The 20,086-nt window shown below is 66.9% G+C and carries 20 protein-coding genes; 15 read left to right on the forward strand and 5 right to left on the reverse strand.

Translation table 11 applies throughout. The features are described 5' to 3' along the window. Nucleotides 1-9: 9 nt before the first annotated feature. Both DBZ45_RS22305 and DBZ45_RS22310 read right to left on the reverse strand, forming a co-directional pair. Nucleotides 10-1,659, reverse strand: a complete 1,650-nt coding sequence (locus DBZ45_RS22305; protein ID WP_111906031.1) for an HNH endonuclease — start codon at nucleotides 1,657-1,659, stop codon at nucleotides 10-12. A 130-nt stretch (nucleotides 1,660-1,789) separates the two neighbouring features. Continuing rightward, a complete protein-coding gene (locus DBZ45_RS22310; protein WP_043420062.1) occupies nucleotides 1,790-2,509 on the reverse strand; it encodes an IclR family transcriptional regulator in 720 nt (239 codons plus the stop codon). Between the two features lie 111 nt (nucleotides 2,510-2,620). On the opposite strand from DBZ45_RS22310, the gene leuC reads away from it, so the two are divergent. The 6 genes from leuC to DBZ45_RS22340 all read left to right on the forward strand — a co-directional run bounded on the left by leuC (nucleotide 2,621) and on the right by DBZ45_RS22340 (nucleotide 9,182). Beyond that, nucleotides 2,621-4,075, forward strand: a complete 1,455-nt coding sequence (gene leuC, locus DBZ45_RS22315; protein ID WP_111906032.1) for a 3-isopropylmalate dehydratase large subunit — start codon at nucleotides 2,621-2,623, stop codon at nucleotides 4,073-4,075. A 9-nt stretch (nucleotides 4,076-4,084) separates the two neighbouring features. Then, entirely contained in the window at nucleotides 4,085-4,687 is a 603-nt protein-coding gene (gene leuD, locus DBZ45_RS22320; protein ID WP_111905971.1) for a 3-isopropylmalate dehydratase small subunit, read from the forward strand. A gap of 188 nt (nucleotides 4,688-4,875) precedes the next feature. Further along, nucleotides 4,876-6,201 (forward strand): UDP-N-acetylglucosamine 1-carboxyvinyltransferase, encoded by a 1,326-nt coding sequence (murA, locus tag DBZ45_RS22325; RefSeq protein ID WP_111905972.1) that lies wholly within the window; start codon nucleotides 4,876-4,878, stop codon nucleotides 6,199-6,201. 10 nt (nucleotides 6,202-6,211) lie between these two features. Next, complete coding sequence (locus DBZ45_RS22330; protein WP_111905973.1) at nucleotides 6,212-6,958, forward strand: lysophospholipid acyltransferase family protein; 747 nt, start codon at nucleotides 6,212-6,214, stop codon at nucleotides 6,956-6,958. Then, nucleotides 6,955-8,007, forward strand: coding sequence for an NAD(P)H-dependent glycerol-3-phosphate dehydrogenase (locus DBZ45_RS22335; protein ID WP_111905974.1), 1,053 nt, complete (start codon nucleotides 6,955-6,957; stop codon nucleotides 8,005-8,007). The genes DBZ45_RS22330 and DBZ45_RS22335 overlap by 4 nt, the downstream gene beginning before the upstream one ends. A 26-nt stretch (nucleotides 8,008-8,033) precedes the next feature. Next, on the forward strand, nucleotides 8,034-9,182 hold the full coding sequence (locus DBZ45_RS22340) for a D-alanine--D-alanine ligase family protein (protein ID WP_111906033.1): 1,149 nt from the start codon (nucleotides 8,034-8,036) through the stop codon (nucleotides 9,180-9,182). A 17-nt stretch (nucleotides 9,183-9,199) separates the two neighbouring features. On the opposite strand, the gene DBZ45_RS22345 is transcribed toward DBZ45_RS22340, so the two are convergent. Further along, nucleotides 9,200-9,715, reverse strand: a complete 516-nt coding sequence (locus tag DBZ45_RS22345; protein ID WP_111905975.1) for a DUF3515 family protein — start codon at nucleotides 9,713-9,715, stop codon at nucleotides 9,200-9,202. 124 nt (nucleotides 9,716-9,839) lie between these two features. Here DBZ45_RS22345 and thiL point away from each other — a divergent pair, with 124 nt between their 5' ends. Genes thiL through rsmD form a run of 4 tightly spaced genes read left to right on the forward strand, consistent with a single transcriptional unit; the run spans nucleotide 9,840 to nucleotide 14,786 of the window. Next, the gene (gene thiL, locus DBZ45_RS22350) at nucleotides 9,840-10,865 is read left to right on the forward strand and encodes a thiamine-phosphate kinase (protein WP_111905976.1); all 1,026 of its coding nucleotides are present in this window, start codon (nucleotides 9,840-9,842) and stop codon (nucleotides 10,863-10,865) included. A 22-nt stretch (nucleotides 10,866-10,887) separates the two neighbouring features. Then, nucleotides 10,888-11,907 (forward strand): DAK2 domain-containing protein, encoded by a 1,020-nt coding sequence (locus DBZ45_RS22355; RefSeq protein WP_111905977.1) that lies wholly within the window; start codon nucleotides 10,888-10,890, stop codon nucleotides 11,905-11,907. Further along, on the forward strand, nucleotides 11,904-14,123 hold the full coding sequence (locus DBZ45_RS22360) for an ATP-dependent DNA helicase RecG (protein ID WP_111905978.1): 2,220 nt from the start codon (nucleotides 11,904-11,906) through the stop codon (nucleotides 14,121-14,123). The genes DBZ45_RS22355 and DBZ45_RS22360 overlap by 4 nt, the downstream gene beginning before the upstream one ends. A 57-nt stretch (nucleotides 14,124-14,180) precedes the next feature. Beyond that, a complete protein-coding gene (rsmD, locus tag DBZ45_RS22365) occupies nucleotides 14,181-14,786 on the forward strand; it encodes a 16S rRNA (guanine(966)-N(2))-methyltransferase RsmD (protein WP_111905979.1) in 606 nt (201 codons plus the stop codon). Here the strand turns inward: rsmD and DBZ45_RS22370 are convergent, their stop codons facing one another. After that, complete coding sequence (locus DBZ45_RS22370) at nucleotides 14,787-15,572, reverse strand: spermidine synthase (RefSeq protein WP_190243225.1); 786 nt, start codon at nucleotides 15,570-15,572, stop codon at nucleotides 14,787-14,789. Between the two features lie 2 nt (nucleotides 15,573-15,574). Then, complete coding sequence (locus DBZ45_RS22375; protein ID WP_190243226.1) at nucleotides 15,575-16,783, reverse strand: aminotransferase class I/II-fold pyridoxal phosphate-dependent enzyme; 1,209 nt, start codon at nucleotides 16,781-16,783, stop codon at nucleotides 15,575-15,577. Between the two features lie 103 nt (nucleotides 16,784-16,886). Between DBZ45_RS22375 and coaD the strand changes: the two genes are divergently transcribed. The 5 genes from coaD (at nucleotide 16,887) to mutM (ending at nucleotide 20,054) form a co-directional block, all read left to right on the forward strand. Then, nucleotides 16,887-17,366 carry a pantetheine-phosphate adenylyltransferase gene (gene coaD, locus DBZ45_RS22380; protein WP_102972153.1) on the forward strand — a complete coding sequence of 160 codons (480 nt, stop codon included), beginning with the start codon at nucleotides 16,887-16,889 and terminating at the stop codon, nucleotides 17,364-17,366. A 168-nt stretch (nucleotides 17,367-17,534) separates the two neighbouring features. Beyond that, nucleotides 17,535-18,059, forward strand: a complete 525-nt coding sequence (locus DBZ45_RS22385) for a YceD family protein (protein ID WP_111905981.1) — start codon at nucleotides 17,535-17,537, stop codon at nucleotides 18,057-18,059. 36 nt (nucleotides 18,060-18,095) lie between these two features. Further along, on the forward strand, nucleotides 18,096-18,299 hold the full coding sequence (gene rpmF, locus DBZ45_RS22390) for a 50S ribosomal protein L32 (protein ID WP_009356569.1): 204 nt from the start codon (nucleotides 18,096-18,098) through the stop codon (nucleotides 18,297-18,299). Between the two features lie 21 nt (nucleotides 18,300-18,320). Continuing rightward, nucleotides 18,321-19,076: a ribonuclease III gene (gene rnc, locus DBZ45_RS22395; RefSeq protein ID WP_111905982.1), complete on the forward strand. Its 756-nt coding sequence runs from the start codon at nucleotides 18,321-18,323 to the stop codon at nucleotides 19,074-19,076. Between the two features lie 6 nt (nucleotides 19,077-19,082). Then, nucleotides 19,083-20,054 (forward strand): bifunctional DNA-formamidopyrimidine glycosylase/DNA-(apurinic or apyrimidinic site) lyase, encoded by a 972-nt coding sequence (gene mutM / locus DBZ45_RS22400; RefSeq protein WP_111905983.1) that lies wholly within the window; start codon nucleotides 19,083-19,085, stop codon nucleotides 20,052-20,054. The last annotated feature ends 32 nt before the right edge of the window (nucleotides 20,055-20,086 follow it).

The raw sequence follows: 20,086 nt of genomic DNA on the forward strand, positions 1-20,086 counted from the left end.
GCGCCCACACTACTGCCCGGTTCCTGGTAGCGGTGGTGCCGTCGAGTGGTAGGTGTGTCCAGTGGGCGTGGTGATTCCGTAGGTGTGTCGGGGTCCTGGTCTGGGTTGGGCTTTCCAGCCGGGGAGTTCTTTGGTGTGGTTGCACGCTTCGCAGAGTCCCGCGCCGTTGGCGAGGGATGTTGGGCCGTCGTCGTGCCAGGGGATGATGTGGTCAAGGTGGCGGATGGGTGCGTCGCAGTAGGGGGTGCGGCAGGTGTCGTCGCGGACCTGGATGAAACGGCGCAGCGGAGGCGGGAAGAGCCGCCGTCCGGAGTCCATGGCCACCAGGTCACCGGTTTCCGGCGCGGTGTACAGGCGCCGGAGCCAGATCTTCAGTTCCTTCACAGCATCGTTCTGGCCGGCATGGGAGTCGGACGCGTTTGAGCTGCCAGCGCGAGGTTCCCTTCCCGGCATCCGTGGGTGTTCTGGCGCGCGTTCCGGGGCTTCTTCCTGATTGAGGAGTTCCCGGGCCCAAGTGGCGGGGACGATGCCGTAACCGGTGAGGCGGGCGGGTGCGCTGTCGGCTTGGAGGAGGGTGCGGTCGGTCATGACCAGGTTGAGCTCTATCCCGCTGATCCCGCCGGGGGTGCCGGTGGTCCATTCGACGAAGGTGTCGGCCATGGCTTGGTTACGGGACCGCGGATCCCCGGCGGAGCGGAGCGCATCGGCATGCCGGGTCAGTGCCGTGTAGACGGCGACGCCCTGGTGGGCCGGCAGCAGGGCGGTGAAATAGGTCATGCAGTCAGGGGCCGGGCGCAGGCTCACCGACCGTTCTGACGCGGCGTGGCTTGCGCGTTGGGTGACGGAGCGGGGGTCCCTGCGGGTGGCGGCAGCCTTTATAGCAGCGATGATGGTCCGGGTTCCCGCGCCGGTGAAGGTTCCCGTATCCGCAGCCAACTCTTCATCGACGGCGGTCCGGTCTTCGACCGTCAGGCAGGCCGTTTCCTTCACGACGTACATGGCTTTTTCTTCGTTCAGCTGGCCGGTGTCCAGGGCTGTCAGGGCGTGCGGCATCTCGATCACCAGGGCCTTGGCCATGCCGAGCAGCCGGTGTCCGCGGTTCGGCGATTCCCCGCGGGCCAGCGCGATCTGCTCAGGCACGCCCGAAGTGTTTTCTTTGGGGCGCTTCTTTCCCAGGTCCTCGGCCGACAGGGTGCTGCGCTCGGCCTGCCCTGCAAGTGCAGCTTGTTCCTGACGGTGTCTCGCCTCGAACTCGACGGCAAGCCTGGCCTGTTGCGCGGCGGCCCAGCACTTGACGTTCTCGTAGCCGCGGATCTGGTTGATCAGCCCGGGACCGTCGGCCGTGAGGTCAGCTGCAGGGAGCAACGGTCCCGAGGCTGTAGCAGTACTGAAGGGAACCCCTTCGTCAAAAGCGCCGCCGGCCAATAAGTCCTCGTCGAAAGAACGGTCCGCAAACAGGACCTCGGGAAAGGGATCCTCCGGGAGGGATGCCGGATACACGGCGTCGAGATCCTCGTCATACGGCAATCCGAAGTACGGATCGACGTCGAGACCAGTGGCGTCAGGTACGCGGAAAACGCCGTCGGGAGCCGCCGCAGCCTGCAGAACAACGCCGCGCGGCGCCGCTCCTGTCAGTGCCGAATTCCCGATGACCTCCATGAACACAGTCTGCCAAGGGGCTACGACAATAAAGGCCCAATTCAGCATCAGATGCGGGCAAGATCTAAAAGATTTTTGGATCCGCCTTGGAACGAAAACGGGCTGGCCTGCGTGGCCACCCTAAGTGGCGTCAGTCGTTGTTCTTGCGGAGGGCTTCCGTCAGGACGCGGGCGGCGTTGCAGACGACCTCCGCGTGCAGCCGGCCGGGCTGCCTGGTGAGGCGCTCGATCGGGCCGGAGATGGAGACGGCGGCGATGACCCTGCCGGACGGTCCGCGCACGGGTGCCGAGACTGAGGCGACCCCGGGCTCCCGCTCGCCCAGGCTCTGGCCCCAGCCCCGCCGTCGTACTCCCGCCAGAACGGTGGGCGTGAACCGCGCGGACTGCAGGCCCTCCAGGAGGCGGTCATGGTCTTCCCAGGCGAGCAGGACCTGGGCGGCTGAACCGGCCTTCATGGACAGCTGGGTCCCCACGGGAATCGTGTCGCGCAGCCCGATGGGCCGTTCGGCGGAGGCAACACAGACCCGCCAGTCGCCCTGACGGCGGAAAATCTGGGCGCTTTCGCCGGTGGCGTCGCGAAGCTGCATGAGAACCGGCCCCGCGGAGGCGATCAGCCTGTCCTCGCCGGCGGCGGAGGCAAGCTCAACGAGGCGGCTGCCGAGGACGAAGCGGCCCTGGATGTCCCGGCTAACGAGGCGGTGGTGGACCAGCGCCAGCGCGAGCCTGTGCACGGTGGGCCGCGCCAGTCCCGTGGCAGCGACCAGCTGCGCAAGAGTCGTGGGCCCGGCCTCAAGTGCGTCGAGCACCTGAGCTGCTTTATCAATGACACCGACTCCACTAGAATTGTCCATGTATTGATATTGCCGTCTCATTATCTGAGATGCAAATCATTTGACTGGCTTATTACAGGGGTCTGCTGTTTCAGTGGATCTGACAGCAAACAGCATCGAAGGGAGATGGCCATGGCCAAAACATTGGCCGAGAAAGTCTGGGATGCGCACGTGGTGCGCAAAGGCGACGGCGAAGGCGCCAACGCCCAGCCGGACCTTCTGTACATCGACCTCCACCTCGTCCATGAGGTGACCTCCCCGCAGGCCTTCGAGGGTCTCCGCCTGGCCGGCCGCAAGCTGCGCCGCCCGGACCTCACCATCGCCACCGAGGACCACAACACCCCGACGCTGGACATCGACAAGCCGATCGCCGATCTTACCAGTCGGACCCAGATCCAGACCCTGCGCAACAACTGCGAGGAGTTCGGCGTCCGCCTGCATTCCCTTGGCGACGCCGAGCAGGGCATCGTGCACGTTGTGGGTCCGCAGCTTGGACTGACCCAGCCCGGAATGACCGTGGTGTGCGGCGACTCGCACACGTCCACGCACGGCGCGTTCGGCGCGCTGGCGATGGGCATCGGCACGTCCGAGGTGGAGCACGTCATGGCCACCCAGACGCTGTCCCTCAAGCCCTTCAAGACCATGGCCATCAACGTCGAGGGCACGCTGCGCCCCGGCGTGACCGCCAAGGACATCATCCTGGCCGTCATCGCCAAGATCGGCACCGGCGGCGGCCAGGGCTACGTCCTGGAGTACCGGGGCGCGGCCATCCGCGCGCTGTCCATGGACGCCCGCATGACCATCTGCAACATGTCCATCGAAGCAGGCGCCCGCGCCGGCATGGTGGCTCCGGATGAGACCACCTACGCCTACATGAGCGGCCGCCCGCACGCACCGCAGGGCGCCGAGTGGGACGCCGCCGTCGACTACTGGAACACGCTGCGCACGGACGAGGACGCCGTCTTCGACGTCGAGGTTGACCTGGACGCCAACACCCTCGAACCGTTCGTGACCTGGGGCACCAACCCCGGCCAGGGCGTCTCGCTGTCGGCTAAGGTACCGTCCCCGGAGGACTTCGGCGACGAGAACGCCAAGGCCGCTGCGGAGCGCGCCCTGCAGTACATGGGCCTGGCAGCCGGAACGCCCATGAAGGAGATCCGGGTGGACACCGTCTTCCTGGGCTCCTGCACCAATTCGCGCATCGAAGACCTGCGGGCCGCGGCGGACATCGTCCGCGGCCGCGAGAAGGACCCGAAGGTGCGGATGCTGGTGGTCCCCGGCTCGGCCCGGGTACGCCTCGAAGCCGAGGCCGAAGGCCTGGACAAGGTCTTCAAGGACTTTGGCGCCGAGTGGCGTTTTGCCGGCTGCTCCATGTGCCTGGGCATGAACCCGGACCAGCTGGAGCCGGGGGAGCGGTGCGCCTCCACGTCCAACCGCAACTTTGAAGGCCGACAGGGCAAGGGCGGCCGCACGCACCTTGTTTCCCCTGTGGTTGCAGCCGCCACGGCCGTCCGCGGAACGCTGAGTTCGCCGTCGGACCTCGATCCGGCACCGGCATCCGCAGCCCTCACCACCGACGCCGCCTAGGAAGACGCCATGGAAAAGTTCACCACCCACACCGGTATCGGCGTCCCGCTGCGCCAAAGCAACGTTGACACGGACCAGATCATCCCCGCCGTGTACCTCAAGCGAATCACCCGCACCGGCTTTGAAGACGCGCTGTTCTCAGCGTGGCGCAAGGACCCTTCCTTCATCCTGAACCAGGAGCCGTTCAACGTCGGGTCCGTCCTGGTGGCGGGCCCCGACTTCGGCACCGGGTCCTCCCGTGAGCACGCCGTCTGGGCGCTTAAGGACTACGGCTTCCGCGCCGTACTTTCCTCCCGGTTCGCCGATATCTTCCGCGGCAACTCGGGCAAGCAGGGACTCCTCGCCGCCCAGGTTGCCCAGGATGACATCGAGCTCATCTGGAAGACCCTCGAGAACGCACCCGGAACCGAGGTGACCGTTGACCTCGCCTCCAAGACCGTCACCTGCGGCAACGTGGTTGCGCCATTCGAGATCGACGACTACACGCGCTGGCGCCTGCTCGAGGGCCTCGATGACATCGGGCTGACCCTGCAGCACGAGGAGGACATCACGGCCTACGAAGCCACCAGGCCCTCCTTCAAGCCGCTCACACTCCCGGCCAGGACTTCCTGACCGATTCCTAGTAAGCATCGCCAAAAGGCCCGCCGTGCATAGCCGCGGCGGGCCTTTCCGCTGCCCCCGGTCCGGCCATTGGTCCCCACGCGCCCGCGTCAGTATTTCGGTTCGGTAACGCGAACTCATATGCTTAGCTGGTGCCTTTGTAAGGATTTGGGGGCGAGTAGTCGTGAGGAAACCGGTAAATGAGTAGTGTTCTGACAATCCGCGGAGGCGTCCCGCTAACTGGCCGTGTCACCGTCCGCGGTGCCAAGAACCTTGTGCCCAAGGCCATGGTGGCCGCGCTGCTGGGCAACGAGCCTTCCGTGCTGCGGAACGTTCCGGAAATCAAGGACGTCGAGGTAGTCACCAGCCTGCTCCAGCTCCACGGCGTGACCGTCGACAAGGACCCCGTCACCGGTGACCTGACCCTGGATCCCAAGGCTGCCAAGACTGCGCCGAGCACGGCCATAGATGCCCACGCCGGCGACTCCCGGATCCCCATCCTGCTGTGCGGTCCCCTGATCCACGCGGTAGGCGAAGCCTTCATCCCGGACCTGGGCGGCTGCAAGATCGGCGACCGGCCCATCGACTACCACCTGAACGTGCTGCGGCAGTTTGGCGCCGTCGTCGAAAAGCGTCCGGGCGGCATTCACATTTCGGCGCCCAAGGGGCTGCGCGGGGCCAAGATTTCCCTGCCGTATCCTTCCGTCGGCGCCACGGAGCAGGTTCTCCTGAGTGCAACGCGCGCCGAAGGCATCACCGAGCTCTCCGGTGCCGCCACCGAGCCCGAAATTGTTGACCTCATCGCCGTGCTGCAGAAGATGGGCGCCATCATCAGCGTCCAGACGGACCGCACCATCCGGATCGAGGGTGTCCGCGAGTTGGGCGGCTATAACCACCGCGCGCTGTCGGACCGCAACGAGTCGGCCTCCTGGGCGTCCGCGGCGCTGGTGACACGCGGCGACATCTTCGTCGAAGGCGCCTCCCAGCGGGACATGATGACCTTCCTGAACACCTTCCGCAAGGTGGGCGGCGGCATGGACATCGGCGAGGACGGCATCCGCTTCTACCACCGCGGCGGCAAGCTCAGCCCCCTCGTCCTCGAAACGGACGTCCACCCTGGTTTCATGACCGACTGGCAGCAGCCCCTCGTCGTAGCCCTGACCCAGGCCGAAGGCGTATCCATCGTGCACGAGACGGTCTACGAGAACCGCTTCGGCTTCACCGAAGCCCTCATCCGCATGGGCGCCAGCATCCAGGTGCACCGCGAATGCCTGGGCAGCGTGCCGTGCCGCTTCGGTCAGCGGAACTTCCTGCATTCCGCCGTGATCTCGGGCCCCACCCAGCTCAAGGGAACCGACATCGACGTGCCTGACCTCCGCGGCGGCTTCAGCCACCTGATCGCCGCCCTGGCCGCCACGGGAACTTCCCGGGTCACCGGAATCGACATCATCAACCGCGGCTACGAGCGGTTCACGGAGAAGCTGGCCGGGCTCGGCGCCGACTTCGACATTTCGTCGGCGAAGTAGCGGGGGCCCGGTGAAAGAATCGGCCAAAAGCCATACAACGTTCGTGATTATCGCCGGCATTGTCCGGCCGGTCCTGAACCTGATCATGAACAAAAAATGGGAGGGTACGGACAAGCTTCCCGCGGGCGGCTTCATCGCCGTGCCCAACCACTGCACCGAGATCGACCCCCTCGTGATCGGGCACATGCTGTACAGCAACAAACGCGCCCCGCACTTCCTGGCGAAGTCGGGCCTCTTCAAGGTCCCGGTGGTGGGTGCCGTACTGCGTGCCACCAAGCAGATTCCGGTTGAACGCTCGACGGCGGGGGCTAACCGCTCGCTGCAGCTCGCCCAGGAGGTTGTGGCCGAGGGCGGAGCGATCATCATCTACCCCGAGGGTACGCTGACCCGCGACCCCGACCTTTGGCCGATGAAGGGCCACACCGGCGCCGCCCGCCTGGCCCTCGAAAGCGGCATCCCCGTGGTGCCGATGGCGCACTGGGGCGCGCACGAGCTCTTTCCCCGCTACGCGAAGCGCTTCCACCTGTTCCCGCGCAAGACCTCCAGGATCCGGATCGGCGACCCCGTCGACCTCTCGCGCTTCGCGGGCCGGCCCCGGGACAAGGCCACGCTGTCGGAAGCCACCGACGTCATCATGGATGCCGTCACCGGACTCCTGGCCGAACTCCGCGGAGAGCAGCCGCCGGCCCGGCGCTGGGACCCTACCGCCCACAACCAGACGAAGCACGGCCGCGACGTCGAGCGGGGCGGGAAGTGACGCCTGTGCACGCCCGGCCCGGCTCCGCCGTGTCCGTGGCGGTCCTGGGCGCCGGCTCTTGGGGTACCACGTTCGCGAAAATCCTGGCCGACGCCGCCACCGCCTCCGCGGTGGAGCGCAGCATCCGGCTCTGGGGGCGCCGGGAGGAAGTCGTAGCCGAGATCAACGGCAACCACCGCAACCCACAGTACTTGGCAGACATTGACCTTCCGCCGAGCATCTCCGCCTCCACGGACGTGGCGGACGCGCTGTCCGGGGCCGACCTGGTTGTCCTTGCCGTACCGGCACAGTCCCTGCGCCTCCAGCTGCGCAAGTGGAAGCCCCTGATCGGGCCCGACGCCCTCGTGGTGTCCCTGATGAAGGGCCTTGAGCTGGGCACCGACGCCCGGATGAGCGAGGTGATTGCTGAGGAACTGGACATCCCAGCCGACCGGATCGCCGTCGTCTCCGGCCCCAACCTGGCCATGGAGATCGCCCGGGAGGAGCCCACGGCCTCGGTTGTCGCCTGCCCTGACTCCGCCGTCGCCGGCTGGATCGCCAGAAGCTGCACGGCCCCCTACTTCCGCCCCTACACCACCTCGGACATAGTGGGTGTCGAGATCGGCGGCATCGTCAAGAACGTCATCGCGCTGGCCGTGGGCATATGTGAGGGAAAGCAGATGGGGGACAACACCAAGGCTTCCGTCATTACCCGCGGCCTGGCAGAAACATCCCGGCTGGCCCTGGCGCTCGGCGGGAAGGCCCACACGATGGCCGGCCTGGCCGGGCTTGGGGACCTGGTGGCCACGTGCTCGTCACCGCTGTCCCGGAACCACACTGCCGGCCGCCTGCTGGGACAGGGCCTGACCCTGGACGAGGTCGCGCAGAAAATGACCCAGACCGCAGAAGGCATCAAGTCCGGCCAGGCCGTCCACGAACTGGCCGGCAAGCTCGGCGTCGAGATGCCCATCACGGCGGCCGTCGTCGCGGTCCTCGCCGGAAAATTGTCCGTTGACCAACTCGGGCCGCTGCTGCTGTCCCGGGAACTTAAAGCCGAAGGCGATTACTGACAGTGTCGGAAGAAAACTTGACCGCAGTGGACAACACCAGCCAGAGCAAGGCCGCCCTTGGCGGCAGCCAGCCCAAGCCGCGCGTGGCCGTCCTCTTTGGCGGCCGCTCCAGCGAGCACGCCGTCAGCTGCGTGACCGCTGCCGGAGTGCTGGGGGCTATCGACCGGAACAAGTACGACGTCGTTCCCATCGGCATTGCCAAGTCCGGCCAGTGGGTCCTCGCGCCGGGAGACACGGCACAGTGGTCCCTGTCGGCAACGTCGCTTCCGGAGGTCGCCCCGTCCGCCCGGACAGTGAGCATCACGGAGATCGGGGGAGAGCACCAGCTCATCGTGACGGCTCCCAACGAGGTGCCGCAGGAACTTGGATCCGTGGACGTGGTGTTCCCGCTGCTGCATGGGCCGTTCGGCGAGGACGGCACCATCCAGGGGCTTCTGGAGCTCTCCGACACCCGCTATGTCGGTGCCGGCGTACTCGCCTCGGCGGTGGGCATGGACAAGCACTTCATGAAAGTGGTCTTCGAGGCCGCAGGCCTGAAAGTGGGCCCGTACATCGCCGTGACCGACAGGCAGTGGCGCAATGACCCCGAGTCTGTCCGCAAGCAGGTTGACCTGCTGGGCTTCCCGGTGTTCGTCAAGCCCGCCCGCGCCGGATCCTCGATGGGGATCTCCAAGGTGGACTCGCTTGACGGCCTGGACGCCGCGATAGAGGCGGCCCGCGAACATGATCCGAAACTGGTGATCGAGGCCGGCATCGTGGGCCGGGAAATCGAATGCGCCGTGCTCGAGGGCCGCGGTGGCGATGCGCCCCGCACGTCCCTGCCCGGAGAGATCTCCGTGGCCGGCGGCGGGCACGAGTTCTACGACTTCCAGGCCAAGTACGTGGATGACGCGGCCGCCCTGAGCTGCCCCGCGGACATGCCCGGGGAAGCGATTGCCCGCGTCCGCGAGCTCGCTGCCGCGGCGTTCGACTCTGTGGGGGCTGAAGGCCTGAGCCGGGTGGACTTCTTCTATACGCCCGACGGCGACCTCATCATCAACGAGATCAACACGATGCCCGGATTCACGCCGAAGAGCATGTACCCGCAGATGTGGGCGGCCACCGGACTGAGCTATCCGGACCTGATCGACGAGCTGATCCACCTGGCGCTGACCCGCAAGACCGGCCTGCGCTGAGGCGTGGGCCCGGCCCGCTACTTGCTGGTGGGCAGGTCCTGCAGATCGTCCTGGCCCACGCAGTTGCGGCTGGCCTTGATCTTCGCGGCTGCGGCGGACAGGTCAGCCAGCACGGTGGCCGAGCTGATCTTGTCCGGATCCATCAGGATTTCCGTGGCGGGTTCCCGGCCGTAGGTGGTCAGTGTCCACACGGGGCTGCCCTCCTTGATGACCCAGTCGACGTCGTTGACGCTGACGCAGCGGTCCGTGGTGGGTCCGGGGACATTGACGCCGCACCGCAGGACCACCTGCGACGGGTCGCCCCAGGCGGCGGTGGCCTGGCTGTTCGTCTTCCGCAGGCGGGCGTCGCCGATCGCGTCCGGAAGGGCCACCATCATGGGGGCGCAGGCCGGATTGGCTGCGTCGGCGGCGGGGACAACATCGACGGCGGGTGAACAGCCACCCAGCACCAGTCCAGTCAGCGCGGCGGCCACTGCCACTGCCAGCCTGCGGACGGGTTTCTGGGCAGGTTTCTGGGCAGGCGGGTAATGCATCGTTCAAGCCTATCGTTCCGCGGGAGCCGGGCTGACCGCCGAGTGACGCCCCGCACTACGTGCTGGCCGGGCCCGGAATCCCGGCCAGCCAAAGAATGTCGGTCCGTGGCGGTAGCGTAGTGCCGTGCCCCAATCACCATTGACTGTCGCCGCACTGTCCGAAGCGGAGCTTCTGGCACGGATTTTCCCGCGCCTGGAACTCAGTGCCTTGCACAGTGCCGCCGTGGTCCTCGGACCGGGCGATGACGCCGCCATCATTGCTGTTCCGGACGGCAGGACGGTCATCAGCATCGACACCCAGGTCCAGGACCAGGATTTCCGACTCGAGTGGAACAACGGCTACCGGACTACCGGATACGACGTCGGGTGGAAGGCCGCAGCACAGAACCTCAGTGACATCAACGCCATGGGTGCCTCGGCAACGTCCATGGTGGTGAGCCTGACCCTGCCGCCTGGCACGCCCGTCGGATGGGTGGAGGATCTGGCGGACGGCCTCACGGCCGCCATCAGCAAGCTGGGCGCGGGTGCCTGCTCTGTCGCGGGCGGCGACCTTGGCCGCGGCCGCGAACTGTCCGTCACCGTGGCAGTCCTCGGCACGCTAGACGGCGGCCAGCCAGTACTCCGGTCCGGCGCCCGGGCAGGCGACACCGTGGCCATCGCCGGGCGGGCAGGCTGGGCCGCCGCCGGGCTGGCACTGCTCGAGTCCACCCATCATGTGGGTTCACTTTCACCGGAATTGCTGTCATTGCTTGACCTTCAGTGCCGACCGGAGCCTCCCCTGCAGGCCGGACCGCTGGCGCGCATGTCCGGCGCCACAGCGATGATGGACATTTCCGACGGCCTGGTGCGGGACGGAACCAGGATGGCGGTGGCCAGCCACGCTGTGCTGGACCTGGATCCCGGGCACCTCGGCCAGCTCGCCGAGCCCCTCCGCCCCGCGGCCACCCTCCTAAGCGCTGACCCGCGCGCCTGGGTACTGGGCGGCGGGGAGGACCATGGGCTCCTGGCCACATTCCCGGCAGGCACGAAGGTGCCGCCCGGGTTTACTGGGATAGGCTCAGTACAGGCCTGCGGTGCTGACAAGGCGCCCGGCGTGACGATCGCGGGACGGCCCGCTGGCTCCGTGGGATGGGATCACTTTGCAGACTAAGGTTGCCGCGAACGCGCAAGCGATGAAGCGGTGGTTGGGCAAGGCCGAAACCGCCCTGGGCAACCACAGCGACCGCCTGAACGCCATCAATATCTTCCCGGTAGCCGACGGCGACACCGGTACCAACCTGTACCTCACGGTCCGTGCCGCGCACCGGGCGCTGCAGGAGGCCGTCCCCGCGGACGCCGGCCCGATGCAGGCGCCGGAGCAGGCGGGGCACCTGGCAAAGCTCAATGACGTGGGCGCCGTCCTTTCGCGTGCTGGCCAGGCGGCAATGGAGCAGGCCAAAGGGAACTCCGGCACCCTGTTCTCCGTATTCCTGTGCGCCGCGGCCGAACCGCTGGCCGGGCATGCCAGGCTCACCTCGTCGCTGCTCGCCGCAGCCCTCAACCGCGCGCAGATCAGGGCCTGGTCCGCGTTGAGCGACCCCGTGCCGGGCACAATGCTGTCCGTCATGGAGGCGGCGGGCCGGGCCGCGGCCGCCGTCGACGCCGGCCAGAACGGCAACGACAGCAACCACGCCCTGGGGCTGGTCCTGGATGCGGCCGTGGAGGCCGCCCTCGAGGCCGTGGTCCGCACGGAGGGGCAGCTCGATGCTTTGCAGGCCGCGCACGTGGTGGATGCCGGCGGCGTGGGCATGCTGTTGATTTTGGATTGCCTCCGCTCGGCGGTGCTCGGCGAGGAGCTCCGCAGCGAGCTGCTGGACGGCCTGCACGGGTACGACCTCCAGGACCCCCACATCCACACCGGCATGCCGGATGACGACGGCGTGGAGGTCATGTGCACCATCAGCCTGTCTCCGCTGGACGCTGCCACGCTGCGGCAGCGCCTGGATGAGCTCGGCGACTCAGTGATCATGAGCCAGGTTGGGCCTTCCGCCGATGCCGATGGCCGGTACCGGTGGCGGGTTCACGTGCACGTCCCTGACCCGGCTCCGGCCCTCGGCGTGATCAGGTCGCTGGGCGATCCGGCGGAAGTCTCCGTCAGCGAACTCGCCTTGCCCCGGGATCCGTCGGGAGAAGTGAGCGCAGAGGGACGATGAACGCCGAACTGGAACTCGGCCTGGAGCGCCGGGTCGGCAAGCGCTCCGCGGCCGCGATCGAGAAGCACCTGGGCATCACCACCGTCGGCGGCCTGCTCAACCATTTCCCGCGCCGCTACATTGACCGCGGTGAACTGACGCGCATCAGCGAACTTCCGTTCGATGAGGAAGCGACCCTGATCGCCCGCGTCGTCTCCAACAGCACCCGGCAGATGCGCGCGCGGAAAGGCTCCATCACCGACGTCGTTGTTACCGATGACGCGGGAACGGGCACACTGAAGATCAGTTTCTTCAACGGCCGTCTAGCGAGGGCCGAGCTGCATCCCGGCCGGCGGGTCATGTTCTCGGGGAAGGTGACCCGCTACCAAGGTTCACTGGGGCTGACCAACCCGAACTACCAGCTGTTGGACAAGGACCCGGAGGTCCCGGACATGGACCCGGAAAAGCTCGCGGCCATGCCCATCCCGATTTACCCGGCCACCGCAGGCCTCACCAGTTGGTCCATTGAGAAGGTCGTGAAAGCCCTGCTGGAAACCGCGGACCTGGACGTCTTGCCGGATCCGGTTCCGGCAGCCATATCCGCACGGGAAAAATTCCTTCCGGTGCCGGAGGCCTACCGGCTCATCCACGCCCCGGAGACCGCACAGGACTGGCGCAAGGCCAGGGACCGGTTCCGCTACCAGGAAGCCCTGGTCCTCCAGTCGGCTTTGGCCCGGCGCCGGGCCCAGCTCGCTTCGGAGGAGGCCACCGCCCGGCGTCCCGTGCCGGAGGGACTGCTCGCAGCCTTCGACCGCCAGCTGCCGTTCACCCTGACCGCGGGGCAGTCCGCCGTCGGCAAGACCCTCTCGTCGGAACTGTCGCAGGACTGGCCCATGAACAGGCTGCTGCAGGGCGAGGTCGGCTCCGGCAAAACCATTGTGGCGCTGCGGGCCATGCTGCAGGTGGTGGACGCCGGGGGACAGGCAGCGCTGCTGGCGCCCACGGAAGTGTTGGCGGCACAGCACTTCGATTCCATCCGGCGGACACTTGGCGAGCTGTCCCGCGACGGGCTCCTGGGCGGGCTGGGCGACCACACTGTGCAGGTCAGCCTGCTTACCGGCTCCATGCCCACTGCCGCTCGTAAGCAGGCCCTGCTTGACGCCGCCTCCGGTACAGCCGGGATCGTCATCGGAACCCACGCGCTGTTGAGCGACAACGTCACCTTCTTTGACCTGGGCCTCATCGTGGTGGATGAGCAGCACCGCTTCGGCGTGGAACAGCGTGATGCCCTGCGTGCCAAGGCCAGCAAGCCGCCGCACCTGCTGGTCATGACCGCGACCCCGATCCCCAGGACCGTGGCCATGACGGTGTTCGGCGACCTTGAAACGTCAGTGCTTGACGAACTGCCCGCGGGCCGGGCGCCCATCACAACACACGTGGTGGGCCTCGCGGAAAACCCCGCCTGGGCGGGCCGCATCTGGTCCCGCTCCCGAGAAGAGATCGAGTCCGGCCACCAGGTCTACGTCGTGTGCCCCAAGATCGGGGCGGACGACGACGGCGACTTCACTCCCGGTGAAGCGGAACCGGACCCCGGGGAACTGGAGGGGGACGGCGCCGCACGCGAACTGGCCTCCGTGACCGCCGTCGTCGAACACCTCAAGGAAGAACCGGCCCTGGCCGGTGTGGCGCTGGCGCCGCTCCACGGGCGCCAGGACCCGGTGCTGAAGTCAGAGACCATGGCCTCCTTCACGGTCAACAAAACCAAGTTGCTGGTATCCACCACCGTCATCGAGGTGGGCGTGGACGTGCACAATGCCACCCTGATGGTCATCCTGGACGCGGACCGTTTCGGCATCTCCCAGCTTCACCAGCTTCGCGGGCGCGTGGGCCGGGGAGGGCTGCCGGGCACGTGCCTGCTCGTGACCACCCTCGAACCGGGGCACCCGAGCCGGCGCCGGCTGGACGCCGTCGCGGCCACCACCGACGGGTTCGAGCTTTCCCAGGAGGACTTGAAGCTGCGCCGCGAGGGCGACATCCTGGGCGCCTCGCAGTCCGGTGGCCGGTCCACGCTGAAGTTGCTCCGCGTCCTGGAGCACGAGGACATCATTGCCCGGGCCCGGCAGGACGCCCAGAAGATTGTGGGCACAGACCCTGCGCTGACCGGCTACGCGGCACTGGCCGAGGCCATTGATGAGTACCTGAATCCGGAGAAGGAGGCGTTCCTTGAACGCGGCTAGCACCATCCCCCTGCCACCCGCACTGCCGCAGGCAGGGGACAACGCGGGAGGCGGCGCATGAGCAGGATCGTTGCCGGAGCCGCGGGCGGAACCCCGCTGGCCAGCGTGCCAGGTTCAATGACGCGTCCCACTACGGACCGGGTCAAGGAGGCGCTGTTTTCCCGGCTGGACGCGTTCAACGTGCTCGGCGGCGCCCGCGTCCTGGACCTGTACGCCGGATCCGGGGCGCTGGGGGTGGAGAGCGCCAGCAGGGGCGCGGAAACGGTCGATCTCGTGGAGTTCGACGCGAAGGCCAGCGCCGTGTGCCAGCGGAACGCGGACCTCATCAACGGGGTCCTGGGCCGCAAGGCCGTCACGGTGCACCGCTCCAAGGTGGAATCCTTCCTGGAACGCACGGCCGGGGACACCGCATGGGACGTCGCCTTCCTGGACCCGCCTTACCCCCTCGAGGAGCCAGCGCTGGCCTCCGTCCTGGAAAAGCTTGCGCCGCACCTCAGCGACGGAGCGGTGGTGGTGGTCGAAAGGTCGTCGCGCTCTACCGAACCGGGCTGGCCGGGAGGCCTGGAGCGCTTTGCCGAGAAGAAGTACGGCGAGACTCGGCTTTGGTATGCCGAACCGTCCAGCGGCCAGGATGTGGACCTCGCGCTGGAGGCCGAGGACTAGCTAGTCCGACAACCTGTCAAGTTCCACGCCGGCCAGGACTTTGGCCGGATGCGGGCCGCGGGCGGTGAGCGCGGCGGTCCACTCGGGCGGCCACGGCTTGCGGGTGCCGGCAAGGATGATGTTCCCGGGATACTTGCCCGTGAACATGCCCGCCTCGGCGCAGGCTGCGACGTCGGTCATGGCCCTCCGCAGCGCAGCCACCTGGCTGCGGACGAGCGTTAGGCCCGGCTCGTCGCCGACATTTACTATGAGCACGCCCCGCTCCGAGAGGAGCGCCGCGGCCTCCTGGTAGAACCCGGTGCAGGCGATGTGCTCCGGGGCCTCCGGCCCGGAGAAGATGTCCAGGATGACGACGTCGAAACGCAGGTCCGGGGGCAGCTCGGCCAGGGCAGCACGCGCGTCGCCGATGACCATGTGCAGGTCGGTTCCGTCTGGCAGCGGCAGCCGCTCCAGCACGAAGTCCAGCAGCTCCCGCTCCAGCTCCACGGCGTACTGCACGGAGCCGGGACGCGTCGCCTGGATATACCGTGCCAGGGTCAGGGCGCCGGCTCCCAGATGCAGGGCACGGATGGGTTCACCCCACGGAGCGGCGAGGTCCACGATGTGCCCGATGCGGCGCAGGTATTCGTAGAAGATGTCCTCGGGGTCGGCCAGGTCCACGTGGGACTGCTCGGCGCCGCCGATGCTGAGCACGAAACCGCCGTCATTGTAGGTGTCCGGTTCGATGACGGCGTGCTGGCCGGTGGCGCGCAGGAAGCGCGATGCCCGGGCGCCGCCGCCGGACATGGTCAGAGCCTGTCCCGGAGGGTCGCCAGGCGCGCGGCGGCCTCCTCGAGGACTTCGTTGCGCTTGCAGAACGCGAACCGCAGCAGGCTGCGGGTCCGTTCCGCGCCCTCGGGGTGGCAGAACACGGGCACCGGGATGGCCGCCACTCCCACCAGCGCGGGCAGGCGGCGGGCCAGGTCCACCGAGTCCCGGATGCCCAGCGGCGAGGTGTCCACGTTGACGAAGTAGGTGCCCTCGGGGGTGAACACCTCCAGCCCGGCCGCCCGCAGCCCCTCGCTCAGGATGTCGCGCTTCTTCCGCAACGTGGTGGAGATGCCCTGGTAAAACTCGTCGGGCAGCGCCAGTCCGGTGGCGATGGCGCTCTGGAACGGCGTACCGGAACTGTAGGTGAGGAACTGCTTCACGGTCCGCACCGCCGCTACGAGGTGCTCCGGGCCGGTCAGCCACCCGACCTTCCAGCCCGTAAACGAAAACGTCTTGCCGGCCGAGGAAATGGTGACCGTCCTGTCGGCGGCCCCCGGCAGCGTGGCCACCGGAATGTGGCTGACGCCAAACGTGAGGTGCTCGTAAACCTCGTCCGTGATGATGATCGCGTTGTGCTTCCGGGCAAGGTCGACGACGCGCTGAAGCACCTCGCGCGGGAAGACCGCACCGGTCGGGTTGTGCGGGTTGTTCAGCAGCACCACTTTGGTCCGGTCGGTGAACGCCGCCTCGAGAGCTGCGGAATCGGGGTGGAAATCGGGGGCCAGCAGTGGTGCGGTGACATGCGTGGCGCCGGAGAGCCCGATGATCGCGCCGTAGGAGTCGTAGAACGGCTCGAAGGTCAGGACCTCATCGCCGGGGCCGACCAATGCCAGTAGTGACGCGGCGATTGCCTCGGTGGCTCCGGTGGTGACGATAATTTCAGTGTCCGGGTCCGGCTCCAGCCCGTAGAACCGCTTCTGGTGTGCGGACACGGCCTTCCGGAGCTGGGGGACCCCCTTGCCGGGCGCATACTGGTTGGAGCCTTCGGCGATCGCGGCCTGGGCGGCGGCCTTGATCTCCGCGGGCCCGTCCTCGTCAGGGAATCCCTGCCCCAGGTTGATGGCGCCGGTCTGCATGGCCAGCGTGGTGATCTCCTCAAAGATCGTCACGCCCAAAGCGCCGTTCTTTGCCAGCAGGTTCGCCCCGGTGGCCGCACGCTGCCAGGGAGCCGGAAGTGTTTCTGTCATTGGTTTCCTGCCTGTCTGTTCAGCACTCTTTTCAGCCGCGGGCGCCTTCGCGGCCGTGCCCCAGTCATGGTATCCCGGCCCGCGGATACGGTAGGTTCGGAGCATGAGACGCGCCGTATGCCCAGGCTCCTTCGACCCCATCCACAATGGACACCTCGAGGTCATCGCCAGAGCCGCGAGCCTGTTTGATGAAGTGATAGTCGCCGTGTCCACCAACTACGCCAAGAAGTACCGGTTTCCGCTGGAGGAACGGATTGAGATGGCCAGGGAGACCCTGGCCTCCCTCCGCGGCATCGTCGTGGAACCCGTCGGAGAGGGGCTCCTGGCGGAGTACTGCCGGCAGCGCGGGGTGTCCGCTATCGTAAAGGGGCTGCGGTCGTCGTCGGACTTTGACTACGAGCTTCCGATGGCCACGATGAACCGCCAGCTGAGCGGAGTGGAGACCGTGTTCCTTCCGGCAGAGGCGCACTACCTTCATCTGTCATCCACCCTGATCAAGGAAGTGGCAACCCTGGGCGGGAGTGTGTCCGAGTACGTTCCCAGATCCGTGCTCAAACGGCTTCTTGCTGGCGGCGCGCCTTAGGCCCGCCAGCCCTGAAGGGGGTAGGCTTGTCCGGTACGTTTCCGGTGCACGCCGGCCGCGTGCCCCGGCGTGGCATCCGGTTTGAGTCCGTCAGGGAGTTCAGGCTAAGATGGTACGTCGGTCATATGTTCAACAGGAGTTCTCATTAAGCGAGATGCAAGTTCGCCCTTGATGTTAGATGTCAAGGACCTCGGGCGCAGCCCGGGGAGCATGCGTACACTGACGGAACATGTACCCGCGCCGAAAGATCTCGGCGTGGCGCTCATTGGCGTTCAGGAAGGCTCGGATATCGAGCTCGACCTGAGGCTTGAGGCCGTACACGAAGGAATTCTGGTATCAGGAACCGCCCTCGCCGAGGTAAAGGGCGAGTGCGGCCGATGCCTGGATCCCCTTGCGTATGACCTTGAGGTCAATGTGCAAGAGCTTTTCTTCTACGAAGGCGTCCTGCCTTCCGATGAAGAAGACGATGAAGAGCAACGTCGAGTCGAGCACGATCTGATCGATCTTGAGCCGGTGTTGCGGGACGCAGTCGTAACCGCGCTGCCGTTCCAGCCGGTGTGCCGGGAAGACTGCCAGGGTCTGTGCTCCGAATGCGGGGCGCGCCTGGAAGACGATCCGGGGCACCACCACGAGGTCGTAGATCCTCGCTGGGCTGCCCTGGCTGATCTGGCTAAGCCTGACCGGCAAAATTGATTTGTAAGTGTTTTTCTAGAGAGAAATGAGTTAGCCGTGGCTGTTCCCAAGCGGAAAATGTCTCGCTCGAATACCCGCGCCCGTCGTTCCCAGTGGAAGGCAACTGCCCCCCACCTGGTGAAGACCGTCGAGAACGGACAGGTCACCTACAGCCTGCCGCACCAGGCAAAGGTCGTCACCGACTCGGCTGGCACTGCGCTGTTCCTTGAGTACAAGGGCCGCAAGGTCGCGGACGTCTAATCGGCCTACAAGTCGATCAGGATGTCTTCAACTGAAGAGCTTCTGAAGCGTCTCGGTGTCTTCATTGACGCCGGGACGCTTCGTCTTGCTCTGACACACCGTTCTTACGCCTACGAAAACGGCGGCATACCCACCAACGAGCGCCTTGAGTTCCTGGGCGACTCCATCCTGGGCTTCTCCGTCACCGATGCGCTGTACCGCGACAACCCGACGCTCCCCGAGGGAGATCTGGCCAAGCGCCGGTCGGCCGTGGTGAGCACGCGCGCCCTCGCCGGCATCGGCCGCAGCCTGGGCATCGGGGACTACATTTACCTTGGCCAGGGGGAGAAGCTCACCGAAGGCAAGAACAAGGCCTCGATTCTGGCTGACACCATGGAAGCCCTCATCGGCGCCACCTACGTGTCCAACGACATCGAGACCGCCCGCCAGCTGGTGATGCGCCTCATCGGGCCGCTCCTGAAGGACGCCGCCGCCCTCGGCGCCGGCACGGACTGGAAAACCAGCATCCAGGAGCTGGCCGCGGGACGACAGCTGGGCAGCATCTACTACGCCGTTGAGGGCTCCGGCCCGGACCACGCGCGCACCTTCGTCGCGCAACTCCAGATCGGCGGAACCGCGTACGGAAAGGGCTCCGGCCACTCCAAGAAGGAAGCCGAGCAGGAAGCTGCCGCGGACGCCTGGCGGAAGCTGTCGGGCGCGGACTCCAAGGTCTCTGGCGCGGAGCCTGCGCCGGCAGACGCAGCGGCGGCTCCCTCGGATTCCGCCGCGGGCAGCTAAGCGCCGGTGCCTGAACTACCCGAAGTCGAGGTGGTCCGGCGCGGCCTGGTCAACTGGGTCCGCGGCCGGACCATCACCGGCGTCGACGTTGTGGACCCGAGATCCGTGCGCCGGCACGCGCTGGGGCCCGAGGATTTCGCCGGGAATCTTGAGGGAGCCATCGTCCTCGATGTCGTCCGCCGGGGCAAGTTCCTCTGGATGCCGCTGCAGGAGGATGGCGTGTCCCGCGGCAGTACCGGCAGCGGCGATTCCGGGGTCCCCGGCGTCGCGCTCATGGCCCACCTCGGCATGAGCGGTCAGCTCCTGATGCAGGACAGCTCCGTTCCGGACGAGAAACATTTGAAGGTCCGGCTGCGGCTGAGTCCGGAGGGAGCCATGCCGGATCAGCTGCGGTTCGTGGACCAGCGGATCTTCGGCGGCCTGTTCGTCACCACTCTCGTTCCCACGGACGACGGCGGACCCGGCGGGATCGCGGAGGACCCGGTGCCGGTCATCGCGGAGGAAGCCTCGCACATCGCGCGTGACCCCCTGGACCCGCATTTTTCCTTTGACACCTTTTACCGCCGCCTCCGGAAGCGGAAGACCGGGCTGAAACGCGCGCTGCTGGACCAGGGGCTCGTGTCCGGGATCGGCAACATCTACGCGGACGAGGCCCTGTGGCGGGCAAAGCTGCACTATGCGCGGCCCACCGACACTCTCCGACGGGCTGACGCCGAACGCCTCCTCGCCGCTGCCCGCGACGTGATGACCGATGCCCTGGCTGCCGGCGGCACCAGCTTCGATTCCCTATATGTCAACGTCAATGGCGCCTCCGGTTACTTTGAGCGGTCCCTCAACGCCTACGGCAGGGAGGGTGAGGAATGCAGGCGCTGTGCCGCCGCCGGGATCGTCAGCATCATGCGGCGCGAGCAGTTCATGAACCGTTCCTCCTACACCTGCCCTGTGTGCCAGCCGAGGCCCCGCAACGGCCGCTGGTGAGCATTGACACCTTGGTTGGGAAGGCCAAAACA

This window comes from Arthrobacter globiformis (genome assembly GCF_003261175.1).
In the GTDB taxonomy this organism is placed as follows: Bacteria; Actinomycetota; Actinomycetes; order Actinomycetales; family Micrococcaceae; genus Arthrobacter; species Arthrobacter globiformis_A.